The following is a 23,214-nucleotide window of genomic DNA, read 5'->3' on the forward strand; positions in this document are numbered from 1 at the left end:
TTGTTTGATAAACCGTTTGATTTCGCTAGACCTGAGAGCCGTACGGAGCTCGGGATCATTTTTTTGGCGCTTTCGCCATCTTCGTGACTTATTACCTGCTAACAAATACTGGCTATTGGCCTTTTTGAACAGGAACTTTATCGCCCATCATCTCCGTGGAATTGAGTGTTAGCGTATTTAATTAACGCACTTTAAGGAATCCACCATGAGCGACACATCTAATACAGACATCACTTTTGAGAGTTTTAACCTCGACCCAATGGTTTTAAAAGGCCTAAAAGACATAGGTTATGAAACCCCGTCACCCATCCAGGCACAAGCCATTCCATCGATTTTAGAAGGCCGCGACATTTTGGGTATGGCGCAAACCGGTACCGGTAAAACTGCGGCATTTGCTTTGCCTTTGTTGTCACGCGTTGACGTCAAAAACACCAACCCGCAAATTTTAGTTTTAGCCCCAACTCGCGAATTGGCGATTCAGGTGGCGGAAGCCTTCCAAGGCTTTGCACACCACATTAAAGGCTTTCACGTTTTACCTATTTACGGTGGCCAGGAATATGGCGGCCAAATTCGCGCCTTAAAACGCGGTGCCCAAGTTGTCGTTGGTACACCTGGTCGTGTTATGGACCATATGCGTAAAGGCACGTTAAAACTAGATCAGCTACAAGCTCTAGTGTTAGACGAAGCCGACGAAATGCTCCGCATGGGCTTTATTGATGACGTGGAATGGGTGTTAGAACAAACCCCACAAGATCGTCAAATTGCCTTGTTTTCAGCCACTATGCCCAAAGAAGTGCATAAAATTGCATCTAAGCATTTGAACAACCCGGTTGAGGTCATCATTAAGCAAAAGTCTAATACAGCTTCAACCATTAGTCAGTCATACTGGTTAGTGAGTGGCTTGCATAAATTAGACGCCTTAACCCGTATCTTAGAAGCCACTGAGTTTGATGGCATGATTATTTTCGTGCGTACTAAAACCGCCACCGTCGAACTAGCTGAAAAACTTGAAGCGCGTGGTTATGCCGCAGCCGCCCTAAATGGTGATATTGCGCAGAACCAACGTGAGCGTATTGTTGATCAATTGAAAAAAGGCAAAATTGATATCCTAATCGCCACAGATGTTGTGGCACGTGGTTTGGATGTTGAACGCATTACCCATGTTGTGAACTACGACATTCCGTACGACACGGAAAGTTATGTTCACCGTATCGGCCGTACTGGTCGTGCCGGTCGTGAAGGTAATGCGATTTTGTTTGTTGCACCACGTGAACGTCGTTTGCTTCAGCAAATTGAACGCGCGACCAACAAAAAAATCGATATGCTGGAGTTGCCAAGCACCCAAACCATTAACGATCAACGCATTGAGAAGTTCAAATCACGCATTACCGAAGCCTTGGAACAAGAAGGCCTAGAGTTTTATCAGAAAATGATCGAAGACTTACAGCAAGCGTCAAATGTACCGGCTTTAGAAATTGCGGCTGCTTTGGCGAAACTGGTGCAGGGTGATACCCCCTTCTTCCTAGAAGACAAGCCGGTGCGTCAAAACTTCCGTGACGATGATCGTGGTTCGCGTGATTTTGGTCGTGATCGTCCAGGCCGTGGTCGTAATGATCGCAACTCAGATCGTCCAGAACGCGCGCCACGTCGTCCACGTGCAGACGGTCCGCCTGAATCTGGTATGAAGCGTTACCGTTTGAATGTTGGTTTTGCCAATGGTGTGAAACCAGGCAACATTATCGGTGCGATTGCCAATGAAGGCGGGATTGAAGGTTCATCGATTCGTCAGTTGAATATTCAGGACACCTTTAGTTTGGTTGACTTGCCAAGTAACTTGTCAAAAGAGCAGTTAGCGACCTTGAAGAAAACTTGGATTTGCGGTCAACCGAGCGGGCTAGCTGAAGTAAATGAAACGGCTGGAGCAGGTACCCCGCGCCCAAAACTTAGCCGTAAGCCAAGCACTGGCGCGCCACGTAAACCGCGTCGTTCTTAATCAGGTAGATTAAAACCGGCTTAAACGAAAGCCCAACCACCAGGCCTGGTGGTTGGGCTTTTTTTATATTTGCAAGAAACGTATTATCCGAAACCGCGAACTTATTTACCGCTTAAAAATTCAATAACCGTCTTGCCTTGCATTAATCGGCTGTAGCCGGTTGTGTCCTGAATAGCGGCTTGTTCACTGTCTGGTGACACACCGCGCGCTTTTATATTCGCCGTAGAAACAATTCTATTTTTAGCATCCGTCACACTAATTTGCGTATCACGATTCACCATCTTCAAACTCGCAATTCGAGCATCCGTGGTTCTTACTGATAATGGGGCCACTTGGGTACTAAGCTGGATGCGTACATTGGCTCCAACATTGGATACTTTGTAATTTTCGGTCGTCAATTGTTGCTCAATCAAGCGGGCTAAAGCTTGCGAATTTTGATCCGCTTGAATCGCAAACACCGCGGTTTGTTGTTGCTGGCTCATATAGGCATATAAATCCTGATTTAAACCAATCACGGCATCGGGATTATAGGAGGGCTGTAAAACCTGCATCACACTTAAGGTCGACATCAACTCGGCTGACGCTTGCATAATCACAGGCTTGTTTTTTAACTGCTCAAATAAACTGGTTTGTTTATAAAGCGCAAAGTCCTGTTTCAGTTGGGTATGCGCTTGGCTTAACTTGTTCTGATAATTTTGAATCAGAGCTTGGCGGTTTACACTCACCACCACTTCTATTTGTTCGCCATTTCGCTGCTGATCCAACAAGCTAACCCCAACAAAATCAATCGCTTTAGTTTGAGTTAAGACTTGATTTCGATAGTCTTGCTCCACCTTTTCATCACCATCACGCATGGTAACCGCTAGGTTGGTTTCGGTCTGAGATTGAACCGACACCGAAATCCGTGTCGCAATTCGCGCTAATGCATCTTTTTGGGCGGCTTGCTCCGACACGCCAAAACCTTGCGAATAAAAATGCGCTTGATTGTCTGGCGGTACCATTAATTCGGCTTTAGCTTGTTGAGTTTGATTGGACGAGTTTGACGCTTGTTTTGGATTTGACATACAACCCGTTAAAATCAACAAAAGACTCAGACTTATTAGACTATTTTTAAACATAAACTATTTTCTCAATTTAGTGTATTCAATCAATTTGAAGCAAAACCGCATTCTAATAACCAGGCCTGGTTAGTTAGTCGCCTGCATTTTTTTCTGACTTGCGTCGGCCTCAATAATCACCTCTACCACATTCGCATATTTACCCGCTAAGGAATATTGTTTCACTATGTAGTAACTGCCCATACCAATGGCCGGAAGCAAATAAATTACATTTTCAGTTAAACGCTCGATTCGAGCGCCCATCAGGTCACGCTTTTTAACCGGCACCAAGGCGGTTGCAGCAGCAAGACTCATCAATTCTTTGTCAAAGTTTTGAAAACTGTTACGCCCAATTAACGTAGCCACCGACAAGGTATAAAGCACACCAGCCTGCATGGAGCTGGATTTGACATCATCCAATACCCGCTTAATATTGTTTGCCAGCATCACGCTTTCTGGCGATAGGTTAATATCACTTTTAAGTGCATCAAGGGCGGAATCTAAAAGCTGAAAGTGAATTTCTTGCTTTTGATCAGCCTGCTGCTCGGCCTGTTTAATTTGCACATCCAGCACCGAAATTTGCTCATTAATCTGTTGAATCTCCTCAGTACTCAAAGGGCTTAGAGGCCCTGAATAATTAGGTTTTGTGCTCAATTTATTATCTTCCAACCGCTTTTCGAGATAAGCCTTGTCCTTTTTTAAATAGGCGGTTTCATCAAACGCGGTTTGCATTTCGTCATGCGAGACACTTAAATCTTTTTGATAATTAATCGGCATTAATGAGGTAATAGCGGCAAACAGATTTGGGTACATATTCGCTTGCGCCGCTTCTATCTGAATCGGGGTTTTGTCTTCGGCATCAACAAACTCAAGAAACTGATCCAGCTTTGGCGAATACTTGAGCAGGTTTGGCCAGTTTTCAACATTTGGACCATAGAGTATGCGGATTTTTTGATAGACCTCATAAGTTAAGGGTGAAATGCCCGGCGCCATATAGCCGCCCAGCACTTGCAATTGATACGGATCCGAATAATGGCGGGTAGCGTACCAAGGATCGTTCTCTAAGGCTTTACGGATTGCCTGATAATCATCATCCGTCATCTCATCCGTGATGACTTTAGGCCAGTTCGCATCCGCTGAAATCGGCATGTTGTTAAGCAGGTGATTATTCACTCTTAATACGCCGGTGCCGACTGCGACACGATTCGCACTGGCTTCTACCGATGGCACTTCAAGCAGTGCGGTCGCACCTTCTCCCATCGTAGCGCAACCGGCATTAAACAACACCCCCAACAATAAGCCGAGAACGGCCAAATAACGTTTAATCATAAGTACCCTTATTATTGTTTTATTTTAGAGATTAACGCATAAAAAATTGATCGTTCAACTCTTGATTCAGTTGCTGGTTTTGCGTTTTTTGGTCTTGAGTTAACACCAGTAAACGATAGAAATTATCAAAACGCGCTTTAGCCGAGGCGATCGTGTCATTTTTATTGCCGCCTAAACGAAAAGCTTCCTCGTAAGCTTGCTTCGCCTTGGCCGTGACATTTAAGTTTTCCGAACGACTGCCTTGCGCTTCATACAGCACGGCCAGATTGTAATAAAAGTTCACATCACGTTTACCTTGATATTTCAGCATGTCTTCAATGGCCGATTGAAAGTTACCCTTCTCAGCAAACCCAATCACGTGTGACAAATCCGATGGTAAAGTCAGAAACTCTCTTAGCTGGTTAGTACGAGTGGGTGAAATGTCGGTGACAAATTTTTGCACCACTGTTTCAGACAATTTAGCTAAGATTGCTTGTTTATTAGGCAAGCGGTTAGGGTCGCTTGAAAAACGGAATTCATTGCCATCGTAAACCTTAGCCAGTACCGCATTTGTGCCTTTTGACAAGGTAAAGGTCACGCTTAACTTGGCTTTGCGCTCACCACCTTGCTCTGTATATTGGAAATCCATCACTTCCATATCCAGTACCACACTGGCCATATCATAGATTGGATGGATGGTGATAAAGCTGGTTTCGGTAATCTGAACTTGAAGCTGATTAACCAAATTGCGCGCCAATAAATCAACCTCATCTGGCGCGGGTTTTTGGCTAGAAAACGCAAGTTCTGGATTAATTGCAAAACTCAAATACACCCCTTCGGTCGTGTCGCCGCCGCTTTTAAGTGCCTCGATTTTGCTGAGTTCAACCGGCGCGGTGTAGGATGGCACCACGATTTTAGTGTTTTGCGCACAACCACTCAGTAATAAGCTCAAACTCAAACCCATTAGGCCTACATGCTTAAATCTATTTTGAAACATACCCATTCCTTTATTTTTAATCGGCCGTTTTACAGGCTAAGCCTTTTGATAGTTGGCCTGCGCAGCCAGCACTTTGCGTAAATAATTTTTGGTTTCGTCATAGGGTAAATTAACCATTAATTGCTCGTGCAGCTGTGCTGCAGTCATGGCATTAACCTTAGCATACATGGGGGTTAATTTAGTGTTGCCCGTGATGGCGCGGGCCACATTACCCGGCCCGGTGTTATAAGCCGCAATCACACAATAAAGGCGCGCGGTTGGATCTTTAACTTCTTTGAAATAACGGTACTGCAATAAATGCAAATAGGCACTGCCCATTTGTATGTTATTGCTAGGGTTATAAAGATAACTGGGCGAAACTAACCTCGACTGACCATAAATCAATTGGCTTGCATCCATACCAGCCGAACGCGGCACAATCTGCATCAAACCAAATGCCGGCACATAGGATTTAGCCAACGGATTAAAGGCACTTTCAGTACGTGTAATCGCCATAATCAGAGCGGCATCCACCTGCCAACGCTTCGCTTGTTTATTCACTTCCTGCCAATAAGGTTGCTCACGTTTTGTTAAGGACTCAATGCTAAGCGGCATCACATAACGCACAATAGGTTGTTGGTTTTGGCTAACCAATTGAGGTTTCGACAAGGTTTCGGGCAAACGCAATACTTGGGTAGCCGCTAGAGTGCCATCTAACTCACTAAGCTGAGCCGCTTGTTGGCGCGTAAATTGATTTAAGGCTTGATCAACCGGATCTCGCTCTACCAATTCACTAAAACCACTGCGGTTGATCTGTTTAATCATGGCTTCGATTTCAGCCTGATGCGCTGCACTGGGTGGCAACACACTTTCAACACGTACCTCACCGGTTTCATAGTCAATGATCAGTTTATGCGACAAACCTTTATCATAGGTCACCCAACGTTTTGGACTCGACACTTCGACTTGAGACCAACGTTGCTGAATCGAAGCCTTATACTGATTAAACGCACGATCGTTGAGTTGTTTATAGGCATGAAAGGCCGCTTCTAGGTCGGATTTATAATCGCTAAAGGCTTGATTTTGGCTTTGCTGGTAGCGATCAAACTCATCTGTTTGCGCTTGTGAAATATGCCAGCTGCTAAAGAGCGACAACCCCATGCTGACTTTTAAAAATTCACGTCTAATCATGCTTTATCTATTTTTAAGGTTTTAATTTTATTCAACAAGCGGCACCACCCATAAATACAAGCGCTGGCTAACCGAATCAAACCATTCGGCTTTTATTTTTGCCTTCACAAGCGCCGACTCATTGGCCGAGGTGATTTCAGCATAATCCACCTGCTGAACTCGATCGGTTACTTGATCGTTATAAACCTGGGTCGATTTACTTAACTGAGTATTGAGTGAAATCTTACTGCCAAACTGGGCTTTAGAAAACTCCACCAACACCTGATTAAACACCCAATCGCGTGTCGCATCTCGGCCATTAATATGCAAAGCACCAGATCGCACCACACCTTGTTCTGGTACAAAGCCAGGCTGAGTCCAAGCTGGACGTTTTGTCTCTGAAAAAGTTTGGCTGGAGCTGGTTGCACAACCGGCTACTAGAAGCCCCAAGGCATAAAGAACAACGGCTGCGTAATAAAAGTTAATCTTTAGTAACACGATCCAGCTCTTTAAATGACTTATCTGATTCCGCTTTTTGTGCGTCCGCTTTGGCGCGCTCAAGTTGCATACGCTCGGCTTCCGACATCGCCATATTGGCACAACCACTGAGCACTAACGTACTCAAAGAGACCATCAAAAATAATAACTTCATATCATGCTCACTTATATTTAAGTTTGTAACAGATCGTAAAGTAAAAAAAAGCCTCGAGTTATCGAGGCTTTCTTCATCCCTAATTACATAGGTTGTTTTGCAATTTCGGCCGACATTTCCTCAAATGATTTTTGAGACTGGAACTGCTGCCACAAAGCTTGGTCATTTTTCATGCTGGTGTTAACAGACTGTTGAATGATTTTTTGCGCATTTTCTTTATCAATCCCCATCAAGACGAAGTAGCGTCCATCGGGCGCTTGTAATGAACGGTAGATTTTTGAACCATACAACTCTTGGTTGGCAACCGTACGCAAGGTTGAACTAGCCGCAGCGTCTACGGTTTCCGCATCACCCACACCAGTGGTACCTAAATAGCTTTTTACCATTTTCTGCGCACTGACTTGAACCTGCTCAGCTAAACGTCCACGCGCATCCGCCGCAGCCTGATCACGCATAAATGAGATACCGGCTTTAGACGGCTCCGTCACGCCAACAGCTGAAATTTCAACGCCGGGTACCGGCTCATCACAAATCCAACCGGGTGCCGGTGTTGTGGTACCTGGGAAGGAACAATCAGGTACGACTGTCTGAACGGGTTCAGGCTTGACTTCTTTACCGCCACAAGCGGCTAATAAACCGACCATTGATAACACCGGAATTAATTTTATTAGTTTCATTACTTCTCTCCTGAAAAAACTTAACCACACCGTCGACATCGCGACGACTTTAATTTCTAGTTCATCTTAATTCAACCATCAAAAAAACGTAAGCACTTGTTTGTAAAAATCAACCAAATTATTGCGCAAAAACAAGTGCGTTCATTTTTAAGGTAAAGCAAAAAATCATGCGTAATTTCAAACAAATCCAACTCAATCAAAACCTTAACCACCAGGTCTGGTGGTTAAATAAACTTATTTATTCAGAACCCTGTGTGAGCAGAGAACGCCAAATAATTAATGAAATTGCGAGTTGGCTAGACTGACTTCATTGCTTAAAGGCGCATGCTGTTTAAAAGCGAGGAGATTTTCGATGGTGGTTTGTGCGATATGGTCGAGTGCCTCTTCGGTAAAATAGGCTTGATGACCGGTTACCAGCACGTTGGGAAAAGTCATAAGACGTTCAAAATTATCATCTAAAATAATGTCATTGGAATGGTCTTCAAAAAACAACGGGCCTTCTTCTTCATACACATCCAACCCAACATAACCAATTTTTTTCGACTTTAAAGCCTGTATCAAAGCTTGGGTTTCAATCAATGCACCGCGTCCGGTGTTGATGAGCATTACTCCGTTACGCATTTTTTCAATACTGGCTTGGTTAATCATCCGATGCGTGTCCTTAGTCAAGGGACAATGTAATGACACAATGTGAGATTCTTCATAAAGCTGATCTAAAGGCACCTGCTCAAAACCTTGTTCTTTACAGGTTTTACACAAATAAGGATCGTATACCAACACATGACAACCAAACGCTTTAAGACGTTCAGCCACCAATAAACCTATTTTACCCGCACCAATAATCCCGACAGTTTTGCCATAAAAGTCGAAACCTAATAAACCATTCAACGAGAAATTACCTTCACGCACTCGGTTGTAGGATTTATAAAGTTTGCGACTTAACGCCAACATTAAGCCAATCGTATGTTCAGCCACTGCATAAGGTGAATAGGCCGGGACACGTACAATTTTTACCCCCAGACTTTCGGCCGCTTTTAAATCCACATTATTAAAACCCGCGCAACGTAAAGCGATCAGCTTACAGCCACCATTCGCCAAGATTTCTATCGTCGCTTCATTTAATTCATCATTCACAAACGCACTCACCGCGTCAAAGCCTTGCGCATAATGCGCGGTTGCAACATTCAACGGCACTTCAAAATACTGCATCGCCAATTCGGCTACCTCGTAACGGCGCAAGGATGCTTTATCGTAAGGTTTGCTGCTGAATACGGCGACTTTCATCTCAAGCTCCGATCGGGTAAGGGGTTATAAGTCGCGCAAATCTAAAAAAGATTTTAACGAGTGTTTCGTCCAGGGTGCGACTTGGTCACGAAAGGCTTTTTGTGAAGCCCATACTTTTTTCGCCAGCGGATCACGATCTGCCGCGGCTTCGACCACTTCTGCTGAAGCCTGTTTTAAAGCTAACAAGACCTCTTGTGGAAATTCGCGTAGCTGAACTTGGTGTTCATCAACCAAGCTGGTTAAAGCCTGTTGATTTCGAGCGGTATATTCGGAAAGCATATTCAAATTAGCGACTTTCATCGCATTACGCACAATACTCTGCAAATCCTTTGGCAGTTCGTTAAAGGCTTGTTCGTTGATCATACATTCCATCGTCGAACCTGGCTCTTGCCAACCGGGCGAATAATAGTAGCTTGCCACACGATGAAATCCAAAAGCCAAATCATTATAGGGCCCAACAAACTCGACCGCATCGATCAAACCACTTTGCATGGCTTGAAACAATTCATTACCGGGCAAATTAACGGGCACCGCCCCCACTTTGGCATAAACCTCAGCACCCAAACCCGGCATGCGTATTTTGAGACCTTTTAAATCCGCTAAGCTGTTAACTTCGCGATTAAACCAGCCCCCCATTTGCGTGCCCGTATTGCCGGCTGGATTCGGGATCAAGCCAAAAGGTTTATAAGCTTCTTCCCAAAGCTCTAAACCGCCGCCGTTATATAACCAGCTGTTCATTTCTTCAGCGGTTAAACCCAGCGGGACACCAGTAAAAAAATCGGCGCTGGGTAGTTTACCCTTCCAATAATAAGCGGCGGCATGACCGAGTTCGGCACGACCTTGAGAAACCGCATCAAATACTTCAAACGGCCCCACCATTTCACCCGCACCGTACACGCTCACTTGAATGCGACCACCTGACATTTCATTAATCAAACTGGCCAACTGATTCGCGCCTGTTCCTAACCCGGGGAAATTCTTAGGCCAAGCCGTGACCATTTTCCATTTAAATACACGATTATCTTTATTTGCCACTGAATCCGACTCGGATTGACACCCCACCAGGCCTGGTAAACTTGTAGCGGCCGCAAGCGCGGTTAACCCACCTAATAATTGACGTCTGCGCACTCTGTTCTCTCCCTAAATTGAATAATGGCCATTATAGACAAATCCATCCCTAATATAAAAAACCTAGCAAAATGGTGATTAGAGTCTTAAAGCCACTTCGATCACCGTCGGATCATCCTCCATTACCTGCGCTTTAAAGCCATGCTGTTTAGCCAGCTCAAGCATAGCGTGATTTTCGGCTAATACTTCGCCCATCATCACTTTTAAACCACGTGATTGTGCATGGCTGATTAAAACCTCTAATAATCGGCTTCCAATGCCTTGGTGTTGATAGTCATCGCGAACCACCAGCGCAAATTCACAACTTTCACCATCTGGATTGGTGGTGTAACGTGTTACACCCAGCTCGATGGTCTCGCCTTTGATACGGGTTAAAGCAACAAACGCCATCTCACGGTCATAATCAATTTGAGTAAACCGAATCAACATCTCATGACTGAGTTTCTGTACGCTTTGCATAAAGCGTAAATATTTGGTTTTTTCTGACAAGCTGGCGACAAAATCTTCTTCAATGCGTGCATCCTCAGGACGAATCGGCCGAATCTGCATGATTAAACCATTTGGCAAAGGCACATTGGTTTTTAAGTGTGCCGGATAAGGGTGGATCGCCATATGTGAATAAGCCGGCGCCATCGCCGATGTCTGTGCCACACTAATACGTGCATCCACCGCCATGACGCCATCTGGACCCGCGAAAATTGGGTTTAAATCCAGTTCATTAATTTCAGGCAACTCAGAAACCAAATCTGATACACGCATCAATACCCGAATAATTTCGTCCATATTAACCGCCGGCATACCGCGAAAACTCTCCAGCATTTTGGAAACTTTTGTACAGCCAATCATCTTACGCGCCATAAACGCATTCAAGGGCGGCAAAGAAGTGTGGCTATCCTTATCCACTTCTACCGCAGTACCACCACGACCAAACGAAATCGCTGGACCAAAAACCGGATCACGACTCACGCCAATAATTAACTCGCGTGCATGCTTCAGTTTCGCCATAGGTTCAACTGTCACCCCATCTAATCGAGCCTGAGGTTCGTGAGCTTGCACCGTTTCCATCAGCTCACGAAAGGCATTGGGTACATCCGCGGCATGACTGACATTTAACACCACACCGCCTGAATCCGATTTATGGGTAATGTCTGGTGAATTAATTTTTAGCGCCACCGGAAACCCTAAGGTTTCGGCTGCAATCAGAGCGCTGCTGGTATCTCGGGCTTCAATTACTGGCGTCACCGGAATATCAAACGCATGTAATACAGCTCGGGTTTCGGTCGCGCTTAGAACTTTACGTTTTTGTGCTAGCGCATGCTGAACGATTAAACGAGCACCTTCAAAGTCGGGCGTAAAATCTTCTAAAGCTTCGGGTACCTGCATCAACAACGCTTGGTTTTGATGATATTGCCCCAAGAAATGAATCGCTTCGACCGCCGCCTCTGGCGTGCGAAAGGTTGGTAGCCCAGCTTTAGCAAATATCTGACGAGCTTGTGACACCAAACGCTCACCCAACCAAGCGGTAATCACCGGTTTAGTGGTGTTTTTTGCCTTTAAATGTTTGACGATGGCCTTGGCAACACTCGTTGGATCGGTCATGGCTTGAGGAGTTAAAAGCACCAACACCGCGTCATAATTAACATCGTTTAAACAAATATCCAAAGCTTGAATATAACGTTCGGCATCCGCATCCCCCAGAATATCCACCGGATTGGCATGTGACCAATGCGCCGGCAAGACATCATTCAAGCTCGCTAAGGATTCGGCTTGTGGCGCGGGCATGACAATCCCTAATTCGGCCGCACGATCCGTCGCCATCACGCCCGGCCCACCGCCATTCGTCAGAATCGCCAAGCGTTGATTTTTCAAACGTACTTGGCTGGATAACACTTTAGCTGCTGAAAATAATTGAGAGATACTTAAGGCACGCACCACCCCGGCGCGTTCAATTGCGGCATTAAAGACATCGTCCGCCCCCACCATCGCACCGGTGTGCGAAATAGCGGCTTGCGTACCTTCTGGCATACGCCCAGATTTCAATAAAATCACGGGCTTCATGCGCGCAGCTTTTTTTAAGCCACTGATAAAACGTCTTGAATGGGCAATGCCTTCGATATAAAGCAAAATACTTTGAGTTTTCGAATCCGTCGCTAGATAATCCAGCAACTCACCAAAGTCCAAATCGGCCGCATCGCCTGTTGAAGCCACTAAAGAAAATCCAACATCATTCGCCTCGGCCCAATCCAGTACCGCGGTACACAAAGCGCCACTTTGCGAAACAAATGCAATATGCCCAGGGTTCGCTTGGTTTTTACTAAAAGTGGCATTAAGACCGATAGCGGGGCGCATAATGCCCAAACAATTTGGCCCCACTAATCGCATGCCATAAGATTGTGCCACTTGCAGCATTTGAGCTTGCAACGCTTTTCCCTTGGCATCTTCAAACCCGGCCGATAAAACAACCACATGCTTGATGGCCTTCTCGCCGCAAGCATGCAATACATTGAGCAATGTACTCGCGGGGGTCGCGACCACCGCTAAATCTATCGACTCTTTAATCAAGTCAACCGACGCATAACAAGGTTGACTTTGAATCATGCGATGCTTAGGATTAATTGGATAAACCTTGCCTTTAAACCCGGCGGCAAGCAGGTTAACAAAAGCCGTACCGCCCACTGAGTTAGCACGCTCACTGGCGCCAAACACCGCCACCGATTTCGGGTTAAATAATGTGGTTAAATAGTGCGGTCCCATAAAATCCCTTTACGCTTAATTTAAACGGGTTCACACCCCGGAGGCATGATGTTTTTATATGTTAGCCACCCAATGTGCAAACAACATAACAATGGCTCAGGTCACCCTGAAAACGCTGAACGTTTTAGTCGCATCGAAGATGCATTGCTCAGCGCGCGTTTGCTTGATTATGTGCTGAGCCGAGAAGCACGTCAAGCCAGTGACGAAGACATCTTGCGTGTCCACACGGCGCATTTTTTAAAGGTCTTGAGCGAGGCCATTCCCGAAACCGGTTCGGTCAAACTGGATGAAGATACCGCCTTGTCTCCACAAAGCTTGCTGGCGGCGCGTTATGCCAGTGGCGCGGTACTTGAGGCCGTTGACGCGGTATTGTCCGGCGAAGTAAAACGCGCATTCTGCAATGTGCGTCCGCCAGGACATCACGCCGAAGTAGACAGACCGATGGGTTTTTGTTTACTCAATCACGTGGCCATTGGCGCGGCCTATGCACTGGAAAAATATGGTTTAGAACGCGTCGCGATTTTAGATATCGATGTTCACCACGGCAATGGTACAGAAAGCTATATTCGCCAAGAGCCACGTGTTCACTTGATCTCTAACTTCGAAACCGACATTTATCCGTTTAGCCCGGCGGTGTCAGACTTGCCCAATGAGCTTAAATTGCCCATGCCAGCACAAACCAGTGGCGAAACTTGGTTGCAAAGCTGGCAGCAGGCCTGGTGGTTTTTAGAAGCCGCTAAACCACAACTGATTTTTGTTTCCGCTGGTTTTGATGGCCACCAAATGGATCCATTAGCCCATTGGAATTTACATGAAAAAGACTACCAGGCCTGGACTCAGATGTTGGTGGAAAAAGCCAATCAACTTTGCGAAGGTCGCATTATTTCAAGCCTAGAAGGTGGCTACGACTTAACCTCACTAGGTTTAAGTGTTGTTGCGCACGTAAAAACCCTCGCAGACCTGTAATCGGACGCTCTAGCTTAATTTGATCGGATATAGACCCATAAACAAATTTTGGGAAATTAAGGATATAGTAAGGCTTCCTTTTAAAATTTTAGGTCTGCATAATAGCCGCCACTATGCAAAAACAACTCGCACAACATTTATTCGATCACAGCCAGCAAGTTATCCTTACACTCGATGACCAGGGTTGCGTTAAATCTATCAACCCCTTTGCCTGTCAACTACTGGGGCAAACGGAAGAAGAACTATTGAATCAAAACTGGATCGAACGTTATGTGCCAGTGGACGAACAAACCGCGTTAAAACGTCACCTAAACGAAGTTAAGACCCTTCAACTCACGCATGTCACCTTTCATCATCACCTACTGGATCACGCTGGACATCTGCATGCGTTCAATTGGCACCATGGTTTTTTAAATAACGATCAAAATCAGGCTTCATTAGTGTGTTTAGGCCAAGATGTCACTGAGTTAGAAGACACTCAAAAGCGCTTAAGTTATTTAAAAGACTACGACAAACTGACTCAACTGCCCAAAATGGATTTGTTCAAAGAAATGTTTGAACATGCCATGCACATGGCAAAACGTTACCAGCATAAATTAGCCTTATTCTTTATTGATATCGACAGTCTAAAAATCATTAATGATCGCTATGGCCATCATGTTGGTGACGAATTGATTCAACACGCCGCGCGCTGCTTAAATCAACTAACCGAAGAAAACCATACCCTGGCTAGTTTTGGCGGTGATGAGTTTGTATTGTTAGTTGAAAAAGCCGACATGCAACAAGTTTTTAAACACTGTGAAGCGATAAATGCGCTATTTTCTCAGCCGTTTGAGACTCAGGTTGGCGAGATGATGATGTCTTGCAGTATGGGCATCAGTCTTTACCCTGAAGATGGCACGGATTGCAACACCCTTATGCAACATGCGGACATCGCTAAAAACCGTGCTAAACAAGATGGTAAAAACCAGTTTCACTTTTATCGCAGCGGCATGGATGCCGAAATCAGCCAGACTCATATGATGGAGCTGGAACTTAAAAAAGCGATTTTAAATAATGAATTTGAACTTTATTTTCAGCCGCAAGTCGATAACCATGATCAACACCTCGTGGGCTGTGAGGCCTTAATTCGCTGGCACAATCCATTATTAGGTTCGGTGTCGCCGGCTGAATTTATTCCGTTTGCTGAAACCTCAAATTTAATTGTCCCCATAGGCGAGTGGGTGCTAACCCATGCGATTGAGCAGCATATAGATTGGAAAAATCAAGGTTACACTATTCCCGTCAGTATCAATGTATCGCCCAAACAATTGGAACATAGCAGTTTTATTGAACTGGTGATGAGCTTACCCACACGTTATCCAGCGCTTGACCTGAGTCAAATCGAACTCGAAATCACCGAAACCTCGATGGTCAAAAACCCAGAAGCGACGTTTGCATTATTAAAAAACATTACCTCGCTTGGCATTAAAATCGCCATTGATGACTTTGGTACGGGTTATTCGTCTTTTGCCAGTTTAAAGCGCGGTATGTTCAACAAGGTCAAAATTGATCGCTCATTCGTCACCGACTTGCATTTAGAGTCTGAAGACGCGGTGATTGTGACCGCGATTATTCGGATGGCTGAAACCCTAGGCTTGAGCATTATTGCCGAAGGGGTTGAGCATCAAGAACAAACCAATATTTTGACTGAGTTGGGTTGCCGCCACATTCAAGGCTTTTTATATGGCAAACCCATGCCGGCCGAGAATATGATCGAATTTATGCAGAATGACTTTCCACTTGCCAATCCGCCTGCTTAATCATCAAACCGCGCCTTAAGCCAACGCTTAGCTCGTGACTCTCTACCGAATTTTCAGTATCATAACCCCTTTATAAATTTAACCCACTGAGTTGCTATGTATTTAGATCCATTTCACGCTAGCCAAGGTTCAACCATCACCATCACCCCCGAGCAGGGCAGTCAATTCGCCAAACAAATTTCAGACGATTTTAACCCCTTACACAATCCAGATTCAAAGCGCTTTTGTGTACCAGGCGATTTGTTGTTCGCCTTAGTTTTGGCTCGTTATGGTTTAGCCAAAAACATGGCATTTAAGTACACCGGCATGGTGGGCAAAGGCGTGGTGCTCAATTTTCCTGAAACTCAAGCGTCCGAATTTTGCATTGCCGACACCAATGAAAAACCTTATTTAGAAGTATCACGCGACGGCGACATTAGTCACAACATGACTTTAATTGAGGCCTTTTCACGCGCTTATGTCGCCTTTTCAGGCCACAGTTTTCCTCATATTCTAGTGCCCTTAATGCAGCAGGAAAACGTTATGATCAACCCAGATAAGCCTATGGTGATCTATGAAAGCATGGCCTTTAATTTTGAAAATTTAAGTGCCGAGCGCCCGAGTTTAGAACTCACCAATAGCTCGTTAAATGTCAGCGGCAAACGTGGTTTGGTTCGAATGGAGTTTGATATTTGTGAGTCCGGCCAACGTGTTGGTTCTGGCTATAAAACCATGGTATTAAGTGGTTTGCGCGAGTTTGATCAGGCTCAACTCGATAACCTGATCCAGCTATACGAGCAAACAAAATCCAACTATCGCATCTAACTTAACCACCAGGCCTGGTGGTTTTGCTCATTATTGACAACCTAGGCAGTCATGGTAAGCTTTTGCACTTATAAAACGAATTTATTACTACCTCTTAAATAGTTAGGAAGCCCATGAGTTTAGTTGCGTTTAATCTCCCGATTGTTGCCTTACTTCCCTTTGTCGGAGCCATTTTAGCGGCTTGGTCTTCCAAACTAAGCCGGGTCGCGTCAGCTTGGACGGCGGCGGGCATTACCGTGCTGGCCATGGCTTTTTTAGCACCGACGTTTAGCATCCCTTTTAACGGCGAAACCCTAGTACAAAGTTGGGCATGGATGCCCGCCATTGGCCTCGATTTTGCCTTCCGTTTAGACGGGCTTTCTCTGTTATTTGCGATGCTTATTTTGGTGATCGGCTTACTCATCATTGTCTATGCCCGCTATTACTTGTCACCAAAAGATTCAATGGGACGTTTCTTTGCTTACCTATTAATGTTCATGGGCTCCATGCTGGGGATTGTGTTATCCGAAAACATGATTCAGCTAGTGGTGTTTTGGGAACTGACCTCATTAAGCTCTTTCTTATTAATCAGTTATTGGCAACATCGCAAAGACGCCCGTCAAGGCGCACGTATGGCTTTAGCCATTACCGGTGCGGGTGGCTTAGCTTTATTAGGTGGCGTGTTAGTATTAGGGAACATTGTTGGCAGCTACAACTTAACCGATGTGCTGGCCGCTGGTGAACTGATTCGCAACCACGAACTTTATGTCCCCGCCTTGGTATTGATTTTATTGGGCGTCTTTACCAAATCTGCACAGTTCCCTTTCCACTTTTGGTTGCCCCATGCGATGGCGGCGCCGACTCCGGTTTCGGCTTATTTGCATTCGGCGACGATGGTTAAGGCTGGAATTTTCTTATTGGCACGTTTTTTCCCGGCCTTATCTGGCACGCCGGAATGGATGTGGTTAGTCGGCGGGGCTGGGATGATCACGTTTGTGATTGGCGCTTATACCGCGTTATTCAAACATGATTTAAAAGGCCTGCTGGCTTATTCCACCATCAGTCATTTAGGTTTAATCACCTTACTATTCGGTTTTGGCACCCATATGGCCGCGGTGGCCGCGATCTTCCACATAATTAACCACGCGACCTTTAAGGCTTCCTTATTTATGGTGGCCGGTATTATTGATCACGAAACCGGCACACGTGACATGCGCAAACTCAACGGTTTGCTTAAATATATGCCACACACCGCTGTATTGGCGATGATTGCCGCGGCCGCCATGGCTGGCGTGCCCTTGTTAAACGGCTTCTTAAGTAAAGAGATGTTTTTTGAACAAGCTGTCACAGCCTCACATGCCTCGATATTAGCTTGGTTTATTCCGATCATTGTGACGATCGCCGCAATTTTCTCGGTAGCTTATTCATTGCGTTTTATTCACGATGTATTCTTTAATGGCGAACCCATTGATCTACCCAAAACACCCCACGAGCCGCCTCGTTTTATGAAAATCCCGGTCGACCTGCTGGTGATCATTTGTTTGGCGGTTGGCATCGTTCCGATGTTTACGGTCGCTCCGATCCTTGCCGTGGCGGTAGCTGGTACACTTCAAGCCACACCGCCGGATTACAGCTTAGCAATTTGGCATGGCTTCAACTTGCCACTCATGATGAGTTTACTCGCCCTGTCTTTAGGGGTAGCGGTCTACTTTGTACGCGAGCGTTTGTTTGTTTGGCATGAGCGTTTCATCGCCCGAATGGATGCGCGTATTATCTATAACGCGATTCTCTTGTCTAGCTTACGTTTTTCGGTTCGCCTAACTCGTGCTTTTGACAAAGGTTCACTTCAACATGCCGCCGTTTGGGTAATTGCCAGCGCGCTTATCGCTGGCCTGATTGGCTTTATATCGATGCCGGCTGCTTTGTTGGGCAATCGTGAAACCTTACCAGTGGATGCGGTAACCCTAATTGCCGCATTGGCTTTAATTATTGCAAGTTATTTAACCGTGCGCTGGCATCAACAACGTTTAACGGCGCTCATTACCATTGGTGTTGTCGGGTTAATTGTGTCACTAGGCTTTGTGAAGTTTTCAGCCCCCGACTTAGCACTGACTCAGCTGTCGGTGGAAGTGGTCACAGTTGTTTTATTATTGTTAGCGCTTTATTTCCTACCGCAATCCAGCCCCAAAGAAGTCGGGCGCCTGCGTTTAAGCCGTGATGCCATCCTTTCAATTTTGGCAGGGGTTGGTGTCACCTTATTTACCATGGCGGTATTAAGTCGGGAATACGATCCGATTTCAACCTATTTCCTAGAAAATGCTAAGCCAGGTGGTGGCGGTACCAACGTTGTCAATGTGATCTTAGTGGATTTTCGTGGCATTGATACACTCGGCGAAATCGTGGTATTGGCTCTGGCTGGTTTGGGTATTTTTGCCATGCTAGAAGGCATGAAGCTGCCTGCCCCAGACAAGGATGCACATGGGCGCCAATGGAACTCAGATAACCACCCCATGATCATGCAAACTTTGACCCGCCTCTTGTTACCTTTAATGTTGATGGTTGCGGTGTACATTTTCTTACGCGGCCATAACTTGCCAGGCGGTGGTTTTATCGCAGGTTTAATCGCAGCGGTCGCCTTAATTGTGCAATACCTGTCGAATGGCATTGAGTGGACCAGTAATCGCTTAAAAGCAGATATGCATTGGGTAATGGGCTTTGGCTTATTGGTCGCAACCGGCACTGGCTTAGTTGCGATTGGTTTAGGTTTCCCATTCTTAACGTCTACCTTTACCTATTTAAATTGGCCGGTAGTCGGCAAGTTTGAAGTCGCCAGTGCGATCGCGTTTGATGTCGGGGTGTTTTTAGTCGTAGTGGGTGCAACCGTGATGAGTTTGGTTCAACTCGGTAAACTCAGTTACGCCTCTCACCATAATGGTCACAGCCCGCAACAGGAGTCAAAATAATGGAGTGGTTAATCGCAATTCTTATTGGTGTCATGACCAGCGCCGGCGTTTATTTAACTTTACGCGCCCGAACCTTTCCGGTCGTATTAGGTTTAACTTTATTGGCTTATGCCGTAAACGTATTTTTGTTTGCAATGGGACGTTTAACCATTGGTCAACCGGCGGTCATTGATGCCGCCGCAGCCGGTTATGCCGACCCTTTGCCTCAAGCTTTGGTACTCACTGCGATTGTTATCGCATTTGGGATGACCGCCTTCTTAATCGTATTGGCTCTAAAAGCGCGCGGTGAAATGGGCAATGATCATGTCGACGGTATCCATCTCGCAGACGATGAACGGCTATCTGAACAAACCACAGCCCATAATAACCAGGAGGCAAAATCATGATGCAATTAACTGCCTGGGCTGTATTGTTACCTCTTATCGCTGGCTTTGTTTTACTCTTCGCCCGCATGGGTGGCTTACGCCTACAACGATCGCTTAACCTACTGGTCGTATTAGGTTTGGTCTTTATGAGTATCGAGATGGTTAAAGTCTCGGTTACCGGCGTTCATCAGGTTTATTTAGCTGGCAATTGGATCGCCCCCTTTGGCATCGTATTTGTACTGGATCAACTTTCAGCTTTAATGGTTTTAATTACGTCTTTGCTGGCATTAGCGGCACTTTGGTATGCGACTGCGGCTCAATATGACAGACAAGGCTCTCACTTTCATGTGCTATTTCAACTGCAATTATTCGGTTTAAACGGCGCCTTTTTAACGGGGGATGTGTTTAACCTATTTGTATTCTTTGAAGTCTTACTACTAGCCTCTTATGGTTTGCTTTTGCATGGTGGTGGGCGTTTACGTACAAAAGCGGGTCTGCATTATGTGGTCATTAACCTGATTGGCTCCACATTATTCTTATTTGCGGTCGGCGCGCTTTATGGTGCGGTCGGCACGTTAAATATTGCCGATATGGCCGCCAAAATATCGGTGGCGCCTGCCGAAGACTTAGGTTTGATTGCCGCTGCGGGGTTATTGCTTTTAGTGGTATTTGGTGTCAAAGCTGCCATGTTCCCGCTGTATTTATGGATGCCAAATGCCTATGCTCAAACTTCGGCGCCAGTTGCAGCCTTGTTCGCAATTATGACAAAGGTCGGCATCTATTCCATTATCCGCGTACACGGTACTATTTTTGGTGAACAGGCGGGTGATTTAGCCAACTTCTATACACCTTGGGTACTGAGCTTGGGCTTGGTCACCTTGCTGCTGGCGGCCTTTGGTGTCATGGCCGCGCGTGGCTTACGTGAACAAGTGGCTTATTTAGTTTTGGCCTCTGTCGCGACCTTACTGATTGGTGTCGGCCTGAACAGTCCAGAAGCGCTGACGGCGACCTTATATTATTTAATACACTCCACCTTAATAGCCGGTGGTATGTTCTTACTCGCCGATGTTATTGCACGTGGTCGAGGTGTTGCTGAAGATCGATTTAAATCTGCCCCCATTATGCCTAATGCTATTTTAATTGGCAGTGTCTTTATGTTTGGCGCCATCGCCATGACCGGCATGCCGCCGTTATCAGGTTTTTTTGGCAAGGTATTGATCCTGTCTGCGGCGCTTGAAAATACCTGGTTCTTTGCCATATTAGCAACGGTGTTAATTGCCAGTTTGTTAATGATCATTGCGATGGCGCGTGCAGGGTCGCTGCTTTTCTACCGCACACAACCGGTCGAAGTTTTACCTGGCGAACCCCTTAATCGTGCGTCATTTAGTGCGGTCATCGGTTTATTGGCGATCAGCCCAATTTTGGTTATCTTTGCCAACCCGATCACCGCTTATACCGAAATGGTATCCACCCAAGTTTTTGATAACGCCACCTATATTGAAGCGGTGTTATCAATACCAGCGACACAGAGGGTTGAATAATGCTTAAGACACTGTTTCCGCATCCGATTTTAATGTTGGTTCTTTGGGCAACCTGGCTATTACTTAACAACACGCTATCTGCCGGGCATATCGTTTTAGGATTTGTTTTGGCGACGTTTATTCCGTGGTTAACGTCTAGCTTTTGGCCTGAAAAGATTTGCCTGCATAAACCCGTGACACTGCTCAAATTTATCCTGGTGGTGTTATGGGATATTTTGGTCGCGAACTTCACCGTCGCCAAACTAATATTGGGCAAAAATGAATGCTTGCAACCTAGCTTTATTTCTATTGATTTGGACATTACCAGTCCGATTGGTATCAGTTTATTAGCCAATACCATTTCATTAACACCGGGTACGGTATCTTGTGATCTCTCAGCCGATAAGCGCCAATTATTGGTACATGGGCTGCACGTAGAAGACATAGATGCCACCATTAATGAAATCAAACAGCGTTATGAAAAACCACTAATGGAGGTGTTTGTATCATGCTAACCACGGTGTTACCGATTGCATTTGCGCTGGTCAGCTTAGCGCTGGTACTCAGTTTGGCTCGCTTAATAAAGGGCCCCGATCTGCCAGATCGAATTTTGGCGTTAGACACCCTATATATTAATGCGATTGCGCTACTGATTTTGCTTGGCCTCCACTTAGGAAGCGCGCTTTATTTTGAAGCCGCGCTGTTAATCGCGGTAATGGGATTTGTTGGCACAGTGGCCCTAAGCAAATATCTATTGCGCGGCGATATCATGGAATAAGGACATAGTATGTTGGAATGGATTTTAGCTTTACTGGTACTCATTGGTGCCTTTTTTACGCTCGTCGGTTCGGTTGGACTATACAAATTACCGGACTTTTTTATGCGTTTACACGGCCCAACCAAAGCCACCACTTTGGGCGTAGGTGCAATTTTATTAGCCTCGGCGCTTTACTTTACATTTAAAACAGACCAAGCCAGTTTGCATGAAGTTTTGGTGACGTTATTTTTGTTTATCACCGCTCCGGTTAGCGCACATTTGATGGCCAAAGCTGCTTTACATATCAAACTGAAACAAGTCGAACGCACCAAAAACATATCTGAAACTGATCATTTCTAACTATCTGTCGCTCTCACCACCAGACCTGGTGGTGAGGCGCTTGCCTACAAAAACTCCGACAAAACTAGCCCTTACTGATAAAATGACGGTTTTTTACACTTAAGCTGAATCCCACCATTATGAGCCAGGCGCAACTGATTTTATTTGATAAACGTAACCAACCTTTAAAAGAATACATTGTCGCTGTCACGGCCTCAGATGGCTTAGATATCAAAGGGGTTCAGCTTGTTGCCTCCCCCGCCAAAGGCGAAAAGGCATTGTTATCGGCCGGTCTGCGTATTCCACCGCTTGAACAGTTCGATTACAACACCAAAAAAATTGCCCATACCGCGTTAGATCAACTCATCATCTCAGAAGACGAAGTCATCAGTTGTGAAGAATTTATTCAACGCGCTTCAGAAGATGAAGCCGTGCGTGCGTCCTTGACCCGCTCCATGAATAAAGCTCAACTGGCGATTGAGGCCTTAATTAGCGAGTTCACCCAATCAGATGTGATCCCACTGATCAAAGAAAACCGCAATGATGCTTTATACAAACTTAAACAGCACGATAAAGCCCTCAAAGGCAAAAAAGTGCTGTGTTTGGATATCGAAGCGACTGACATTTGCACTAATCCCGAAGCGGACGTGATTCAAATTTCGATTTGTGATTTGGAAGGT

At 45.5% G+C, this 23,214-nt stretch carries 20 protein-coding genes and 1 pseudogene; 11 read left to right on the forward strand and 10 right to left on the reverse strand.

Annotation, left to right across the window (positions count from 1 at the left end):
* Positions 1–205 precede the first annotated feature (205 nt).
* Positions 206–1,993: a DEAD/DEAH box helicase gene (locus tag VIM91_RS06600; RefSeq protein ID WP_331864027.1), complete on the forward strand. Its 1,788-nt coding sequence runs from the start codon at positions 206–208 to the stop codon at positions 1,991–1,993.
* A 101-nt stretch (positions 1,994–2,094) separates the two neighbouring features.
* On the opposite strand, the gene VIM91_RS06605 is transcribed toward VIM91_RS06600, so the two are convergent.
* From VIM91_RS06605 to VIM91_RS06650, 10 genes are all read right to left on the reverse strand, one after another.
* Positions 2,095–3,057 carry a hypothetical protein gene (locus tag VIM91_RS06605; RefSeq protein ID WP_331864028.1) on the reverse strand — a complete coding sequence of 321 codons (963 nt, stop codon included), beginning with the start codon at positions 3,055–3,057 and terminating at the stop codon, positions 2,095–2,097.
* Between the two features lie 123 nt (positions 3,058–3,180).
* Positions 3,181–4,419: a hypothetical protein gene (locus VIM91_RS06610; protein WP_331864029.1), complete on the reverse strand. Its 1,239-nt coding sequence runs from the start codon at positions 4,417–4,419 to the stop codon at positions 3,181–3,183.
* 31 nt (positions 4,420–4,450) lie between these two features.
* Entirely contained in the window at positions 4,451–5,395 is a 945-nt protein-coding gene (locus tag VIM91_RS06615) for a hypothetical protein (RefSeq protein ID WP_331864030.1), read from the reverse strand.
* A gap of 36 nt (positions 5,396–5,431) precedes the next feature.
* The gene (locus VIM91_RS06620; RefSeq protein WP_331864031.1) at positions 5,432–6,565 is read right to left on the reverse strand and encodes a transglycosylase SLT domain-containing protein; all 1,134 of its coding nucleotides are present in this window, start codon (positions 6,563–6,565) and stop codon (positions 5,432–5,434) included.
* Between the two features lie 27 nt (positions 6,566–6,592).
* Positions 6,593–7,042: a hypothetical protein gene (locus tag VIM91_RS06625; protein ID WP_331864032.1), complete on the reverse strand. Its 450-nt coding sequence runs from the start codon at positions 7,040–7,042 to the stop codon at positions 6,593–6,595.
* A complete protein-coding gene (locus VIM91_RS06630) occupies positions 7,026–7,196 on the reverse strand; it encodes a hypothetical protein (RefSeq protein ID WP_331864033.1) in 171 nt (56 codons plus the stop codon). Before VIM91_RS06630 ends, VIM91_RS06625 begins: the two co-directional genes overlap by 17 nt.
* Before the next feature lie 83 nt (positions 7,197–7,279).
* Positions 7,280–7,873 (reverse strand): LPP20 family lipoprotein, encoded by a 594-nt coding sequence (locus VIM91_RS06635; RefSeq protein ID WP_331864034.1) that lies wholly within the window; start codon positions 7,871–7,873, stop codon positions 7,280–7,282.
* Positions 7,874–8,149: 276 nt separating this feature from the next.
* The gene (locus VIM91_RS06640) at positions 8,150–9,157 is read right to left on the reverse strand and encodes a 2-hydroxyacid dehydrogenase (RefSeq protein WP_331864035.1); all 1,008 of its coding nucleotides are present in this window, start codon (positions 9,155–9,157) and stop codon (positions 8,150–8,152) included.
* 24 nt (positions 9,158–9,181) lie between these two features.
* Complete coding sequence (locus tag VIM91_RS06645) at positions 9,182–10,285, reverse strand: TRAP transporter substrate-binding protein (RefSeq protein ID WP_331864036.1); 1,104 nt, start codon at positions 10,283–10,285, stop codon at positions 9,182–9,184.
* A gap of 78 nt (positions 10,286–10,363) precedes the next feature.
* Complete coding sequence (locus VIM91_RS06650) at positions 10,364–13,039, reverse strand: bifunctional acetate--CoA ligase family protein/GNAT family N-acetyltransferase (RefSeq protein WP_331864037.1); 2,676 nt, start codon at positions 13,037–13,039, stop codon at positions 10,364–10,366.
* A 48-nt stretch (positions 13,040–13,087) separates the two neighbouring features.
* Between VIM91_RS06650 and VIM91_RS06655 the strand changes: the two genes are divergently transcribed.
* From VIM91_RS06655 to VIM91_RS06700, 10 genes and pseudogenes are all read left to right on the forward strand, one after another.
* Positions 13,088–14,005 (forward strand): histone deacetylase family protein, encoded by a 918-nt coding sequence (locus VIM91_RS06655; protein WP_331864038.1) that lies wholly within the window; start codon positions 13,088–13,090, stop codon positions 14,003–14,005.
* A 113-nt stretch (positions 14,006–14,118) separates the two neighbouring features.
* Entirely contained in the window at positions 14,119–15,807 is a 1,689-nt protein-coding gene (locus VIM91_RS06660; RefSeq protein ID WP_331864039.1) for a sensor domain-containing protein, read from the forward strand.
* 96 nt (positions 15,808–15,903) lie between these two features.
* Positions 15,904–16,611 (forward strand): DUF3581 domain-containing protein, encoded by a 708-nt coding sequence (locus tag VIM91_RS06665; protein ID WP_331864040.1) that lies wholly within the window; start codon positions 15,904–15,906, stop codon positions 16,609–16,611.
* 113 nt (positions 16,612–16,724) lie between these two features.
* Positions 16,725–19,553: a monovalent cation/H+ antiporter subunit A gene (locus VIM91_RS06670; protein ID WP_331864041.1), complete on the forward strand. Its 2,829-nt coding sequence runs from the start codon at positions 16,725–16,727 to the stop codon at positions 19,551–19,553.
* Positions 19,553–19,939, forward strand: coding sequence for a Na+/H+ antiporter subunit C (locus VIM91_RS06675; RefSeq protein ID WP_331864042.1), 387 nt, complete (start codon positions 19,553–19,555; stop codon positions 19,937–19,939). The genes VIM91_RS06670 and VIM91_RS06675 overlap by 1 nt, the downstream gene beginning before the upstream one ends.
* The gene (locus VIM91_RS06680) at positions 19,936–21,459 is read left to right on the forward strand and encodes a monovalent cation/H+ antiporter subunit D (protein WP_331864043.1); all 1,524 of its coding nucleotides are present in this window, start codon (positions 19,936–19,938) and stop codon (positions 21,457–21,459) included. The genes VIM91_RS06675 and VIM91_RS06680 overlap by 4 nt, the downstream gene beginning before the upstream one ends.
* The gene (locus VIM91_RS06685) at positions 21,459–21,953 is read left to right on the forward strand and encodes a Na+/H+ antiporter subunit E (RefSeq protein ID WP_331864044.1); all 495 of its coding nucleotides are present in this window, start codon (positions 21,459–21,461) and stop codon (positions 21,951–21,953) included. Before VIM91_RS06680 ends, VIM91_RS06685 begins: the two co-directional genes overlap by 1 nt.
* Positions 21,947–22,216, forward strand: coding sequence for a K+/H+ antiporter subunit F (locus VIM91_RS06690; RefSeq protein WP_331864045.1), 270 nt, complete (start codon positions 21,947–21,949; stop codon positions 22,214–22,216). Before VIM91_RS06685 ends, VIM91_RS06690 begins: the two co-directional genes overlap by 7 nt.
* Before the next feature lie 9 nt (positions 22,217–22,225).
* A complete protein-coding gene (locus VIM91_RS06695; RefSeq protein ID WP_331864046.1) occupies positions 22,226–22,555 on the forward strand; it encodes a Na+/H+ antiporter subunit G in 330 nt (109 codons plus the stop codon).
* A 119-nt stretch (positions 22,556–22,674) separates the two neighbouring features.
* Positions 22,675–23,214, forward strand: a pseudogene (locus VIM91_RS06700) (3'-5' exonuclease); the annotation flags it as partial.

Source organism: Thiomicrospira sp. (assembly GCF_036568485.1).
Classification (GTDB): Bacteria; Pseudomonadota; Gammaproteobacteria; order Thiomicrospirales; family Thiomicrospiraceae; genus Thiomicrospira.

What these genes read in the sequence shown, in the direction of transcription:
- VIM91_RS06600 (WP_331864027.1), top strand. Translation starts at nt 206, where the DNA reads ATGAGCGACACATCTAATACAGACATCACTTTTGAGAGTTTTAACCTC.
- VIM91_RS06605 (WP_331864028.1), bottom strand. Translation starts at nt 3,057, where the DNA reads ATGTCAAATCCAAAACAAGCGTCAAACTCGTCCAATCAAACTCAACAA.
- VIM91_RS06610 (WP_331864029.1), bottom strand. Translation starts at nt 4,419, where the DNA reads ATGATTAAACGTTATTTGGCCGTTCTCGGCTTATTGTTGGGGGTGTTG.
- VIM91_RS06615 (WP_331864030.1), bottom strand. Translation starts at nt 5,395, where the DNA reads ATGTTTCAAAATAGATTTAAGCATGTAGGCCTAATGGGTTTGAGTTTG.
- VIM91_RS06620 (WP_331864031.1), bottom strand. Translation starts at nt 6,565, where the DNA reads ATGATTAGACGTGAATTTTTAAAAGTCAGCATGGGGTTGTCGCTCTTT.
- VIM91_RS06630 (WP_331864033.1), bottom strand. Translation starts at nt 7,196, where the DNA reads ATGAAGTTATTATTTTTGATGGTCTCTTTGAGTACGTTAGTGCTCAGT.
- VIM91_RS06635 (WP_331864034.1), bottom strand. Translation starts at nt 7,873, where the DNA reads ATGAAACTAATAAAATTAATTCCGGTGTTATCAATGGTCGGTTTATTA.
- VIM91_RS06640 (WP_331864035.1), bottom strand. Translation starts at nt 9,157, where the DNA reads ATGAAAGTCGCCGTATTCAGCAGCAAACCTTACGATAAAGCATCCTTG.
- VIM91_RS06650 (WP_331864037.1), bottom strand. Translation starts at nt 13,039, where the DNA reads ATGGGACCGCACTATTTAACCACATTATTTAACCCGAAATCGGTGGCG.
- VIM91_RS06655 (WP_331864038.1), top strand. Translation starts at nt 13,088, where the DNA reads ATGTTTTTATATGTTAGCCACCCAATGTGCAAACAACATAACAATGGC.
- VIM91_RS06660 (WP_331864039.1), top strand. Translation starts at nt 14,119, where the DNA reads ATGCAAAAACAACTCGCACAACATTTATTCGATCACAGCCAGCAAGTT.
- VIM91_RS06665 (WP_331864040.1), top strand. Translation starts at nt 15,904, where the DNA reads ATGTATTTAGATCCATTTCACGCTAGCCAAGGTTCAACCATCACCATC.
- VIM91_RS06670 (WP_331864041.1), top strand. Translation starts at nt 16,725, where the DNA reads ATGAGTTTAGTTGCGTTTAATCTCCCGATTGTTGCCTTACTTCCCTTT.
- VIM91_RS06675 (WP_331864042.1), top strand. Translation starts at nt 19,553, where the DNA reads ATGGAGTGGTTAATCGCAATTCTTATTGGTGTCATGACCAGCGCCGGC.
- VIM91_RS06680 (WP_331864043.1), top strand. Translation starts at nt 19,936, where the DNA reads ATGATGCAATTAACTGCCTGGGCTGTATTGTTACCTCTTATCGCTGGC.
- VIM91_RS06685 (WP_331864044.1), top strand. Translation starts at nt 21,459, where the DNA reads ATGCTTAAGACACTGTTTCCGCATCCGATTTTAATGTTGGTTCTTTGG.
- VIM91_RS06690 (WP_331864045.1), top strand. Translation starts at nt 21,947, where the DNA reads ATGCTAACCACGGTGTTACCGATTGCATTTGCGCTGGTCAGCTTAGCG.
- VIM91_RS06695 (WP_331864046.1), top strand. Translation starts at nt 22,226, where the DNA reads ATGTTGGAATGGATTTTAGCTTTACTGGTACTCATTGGTGCCTTTTTT.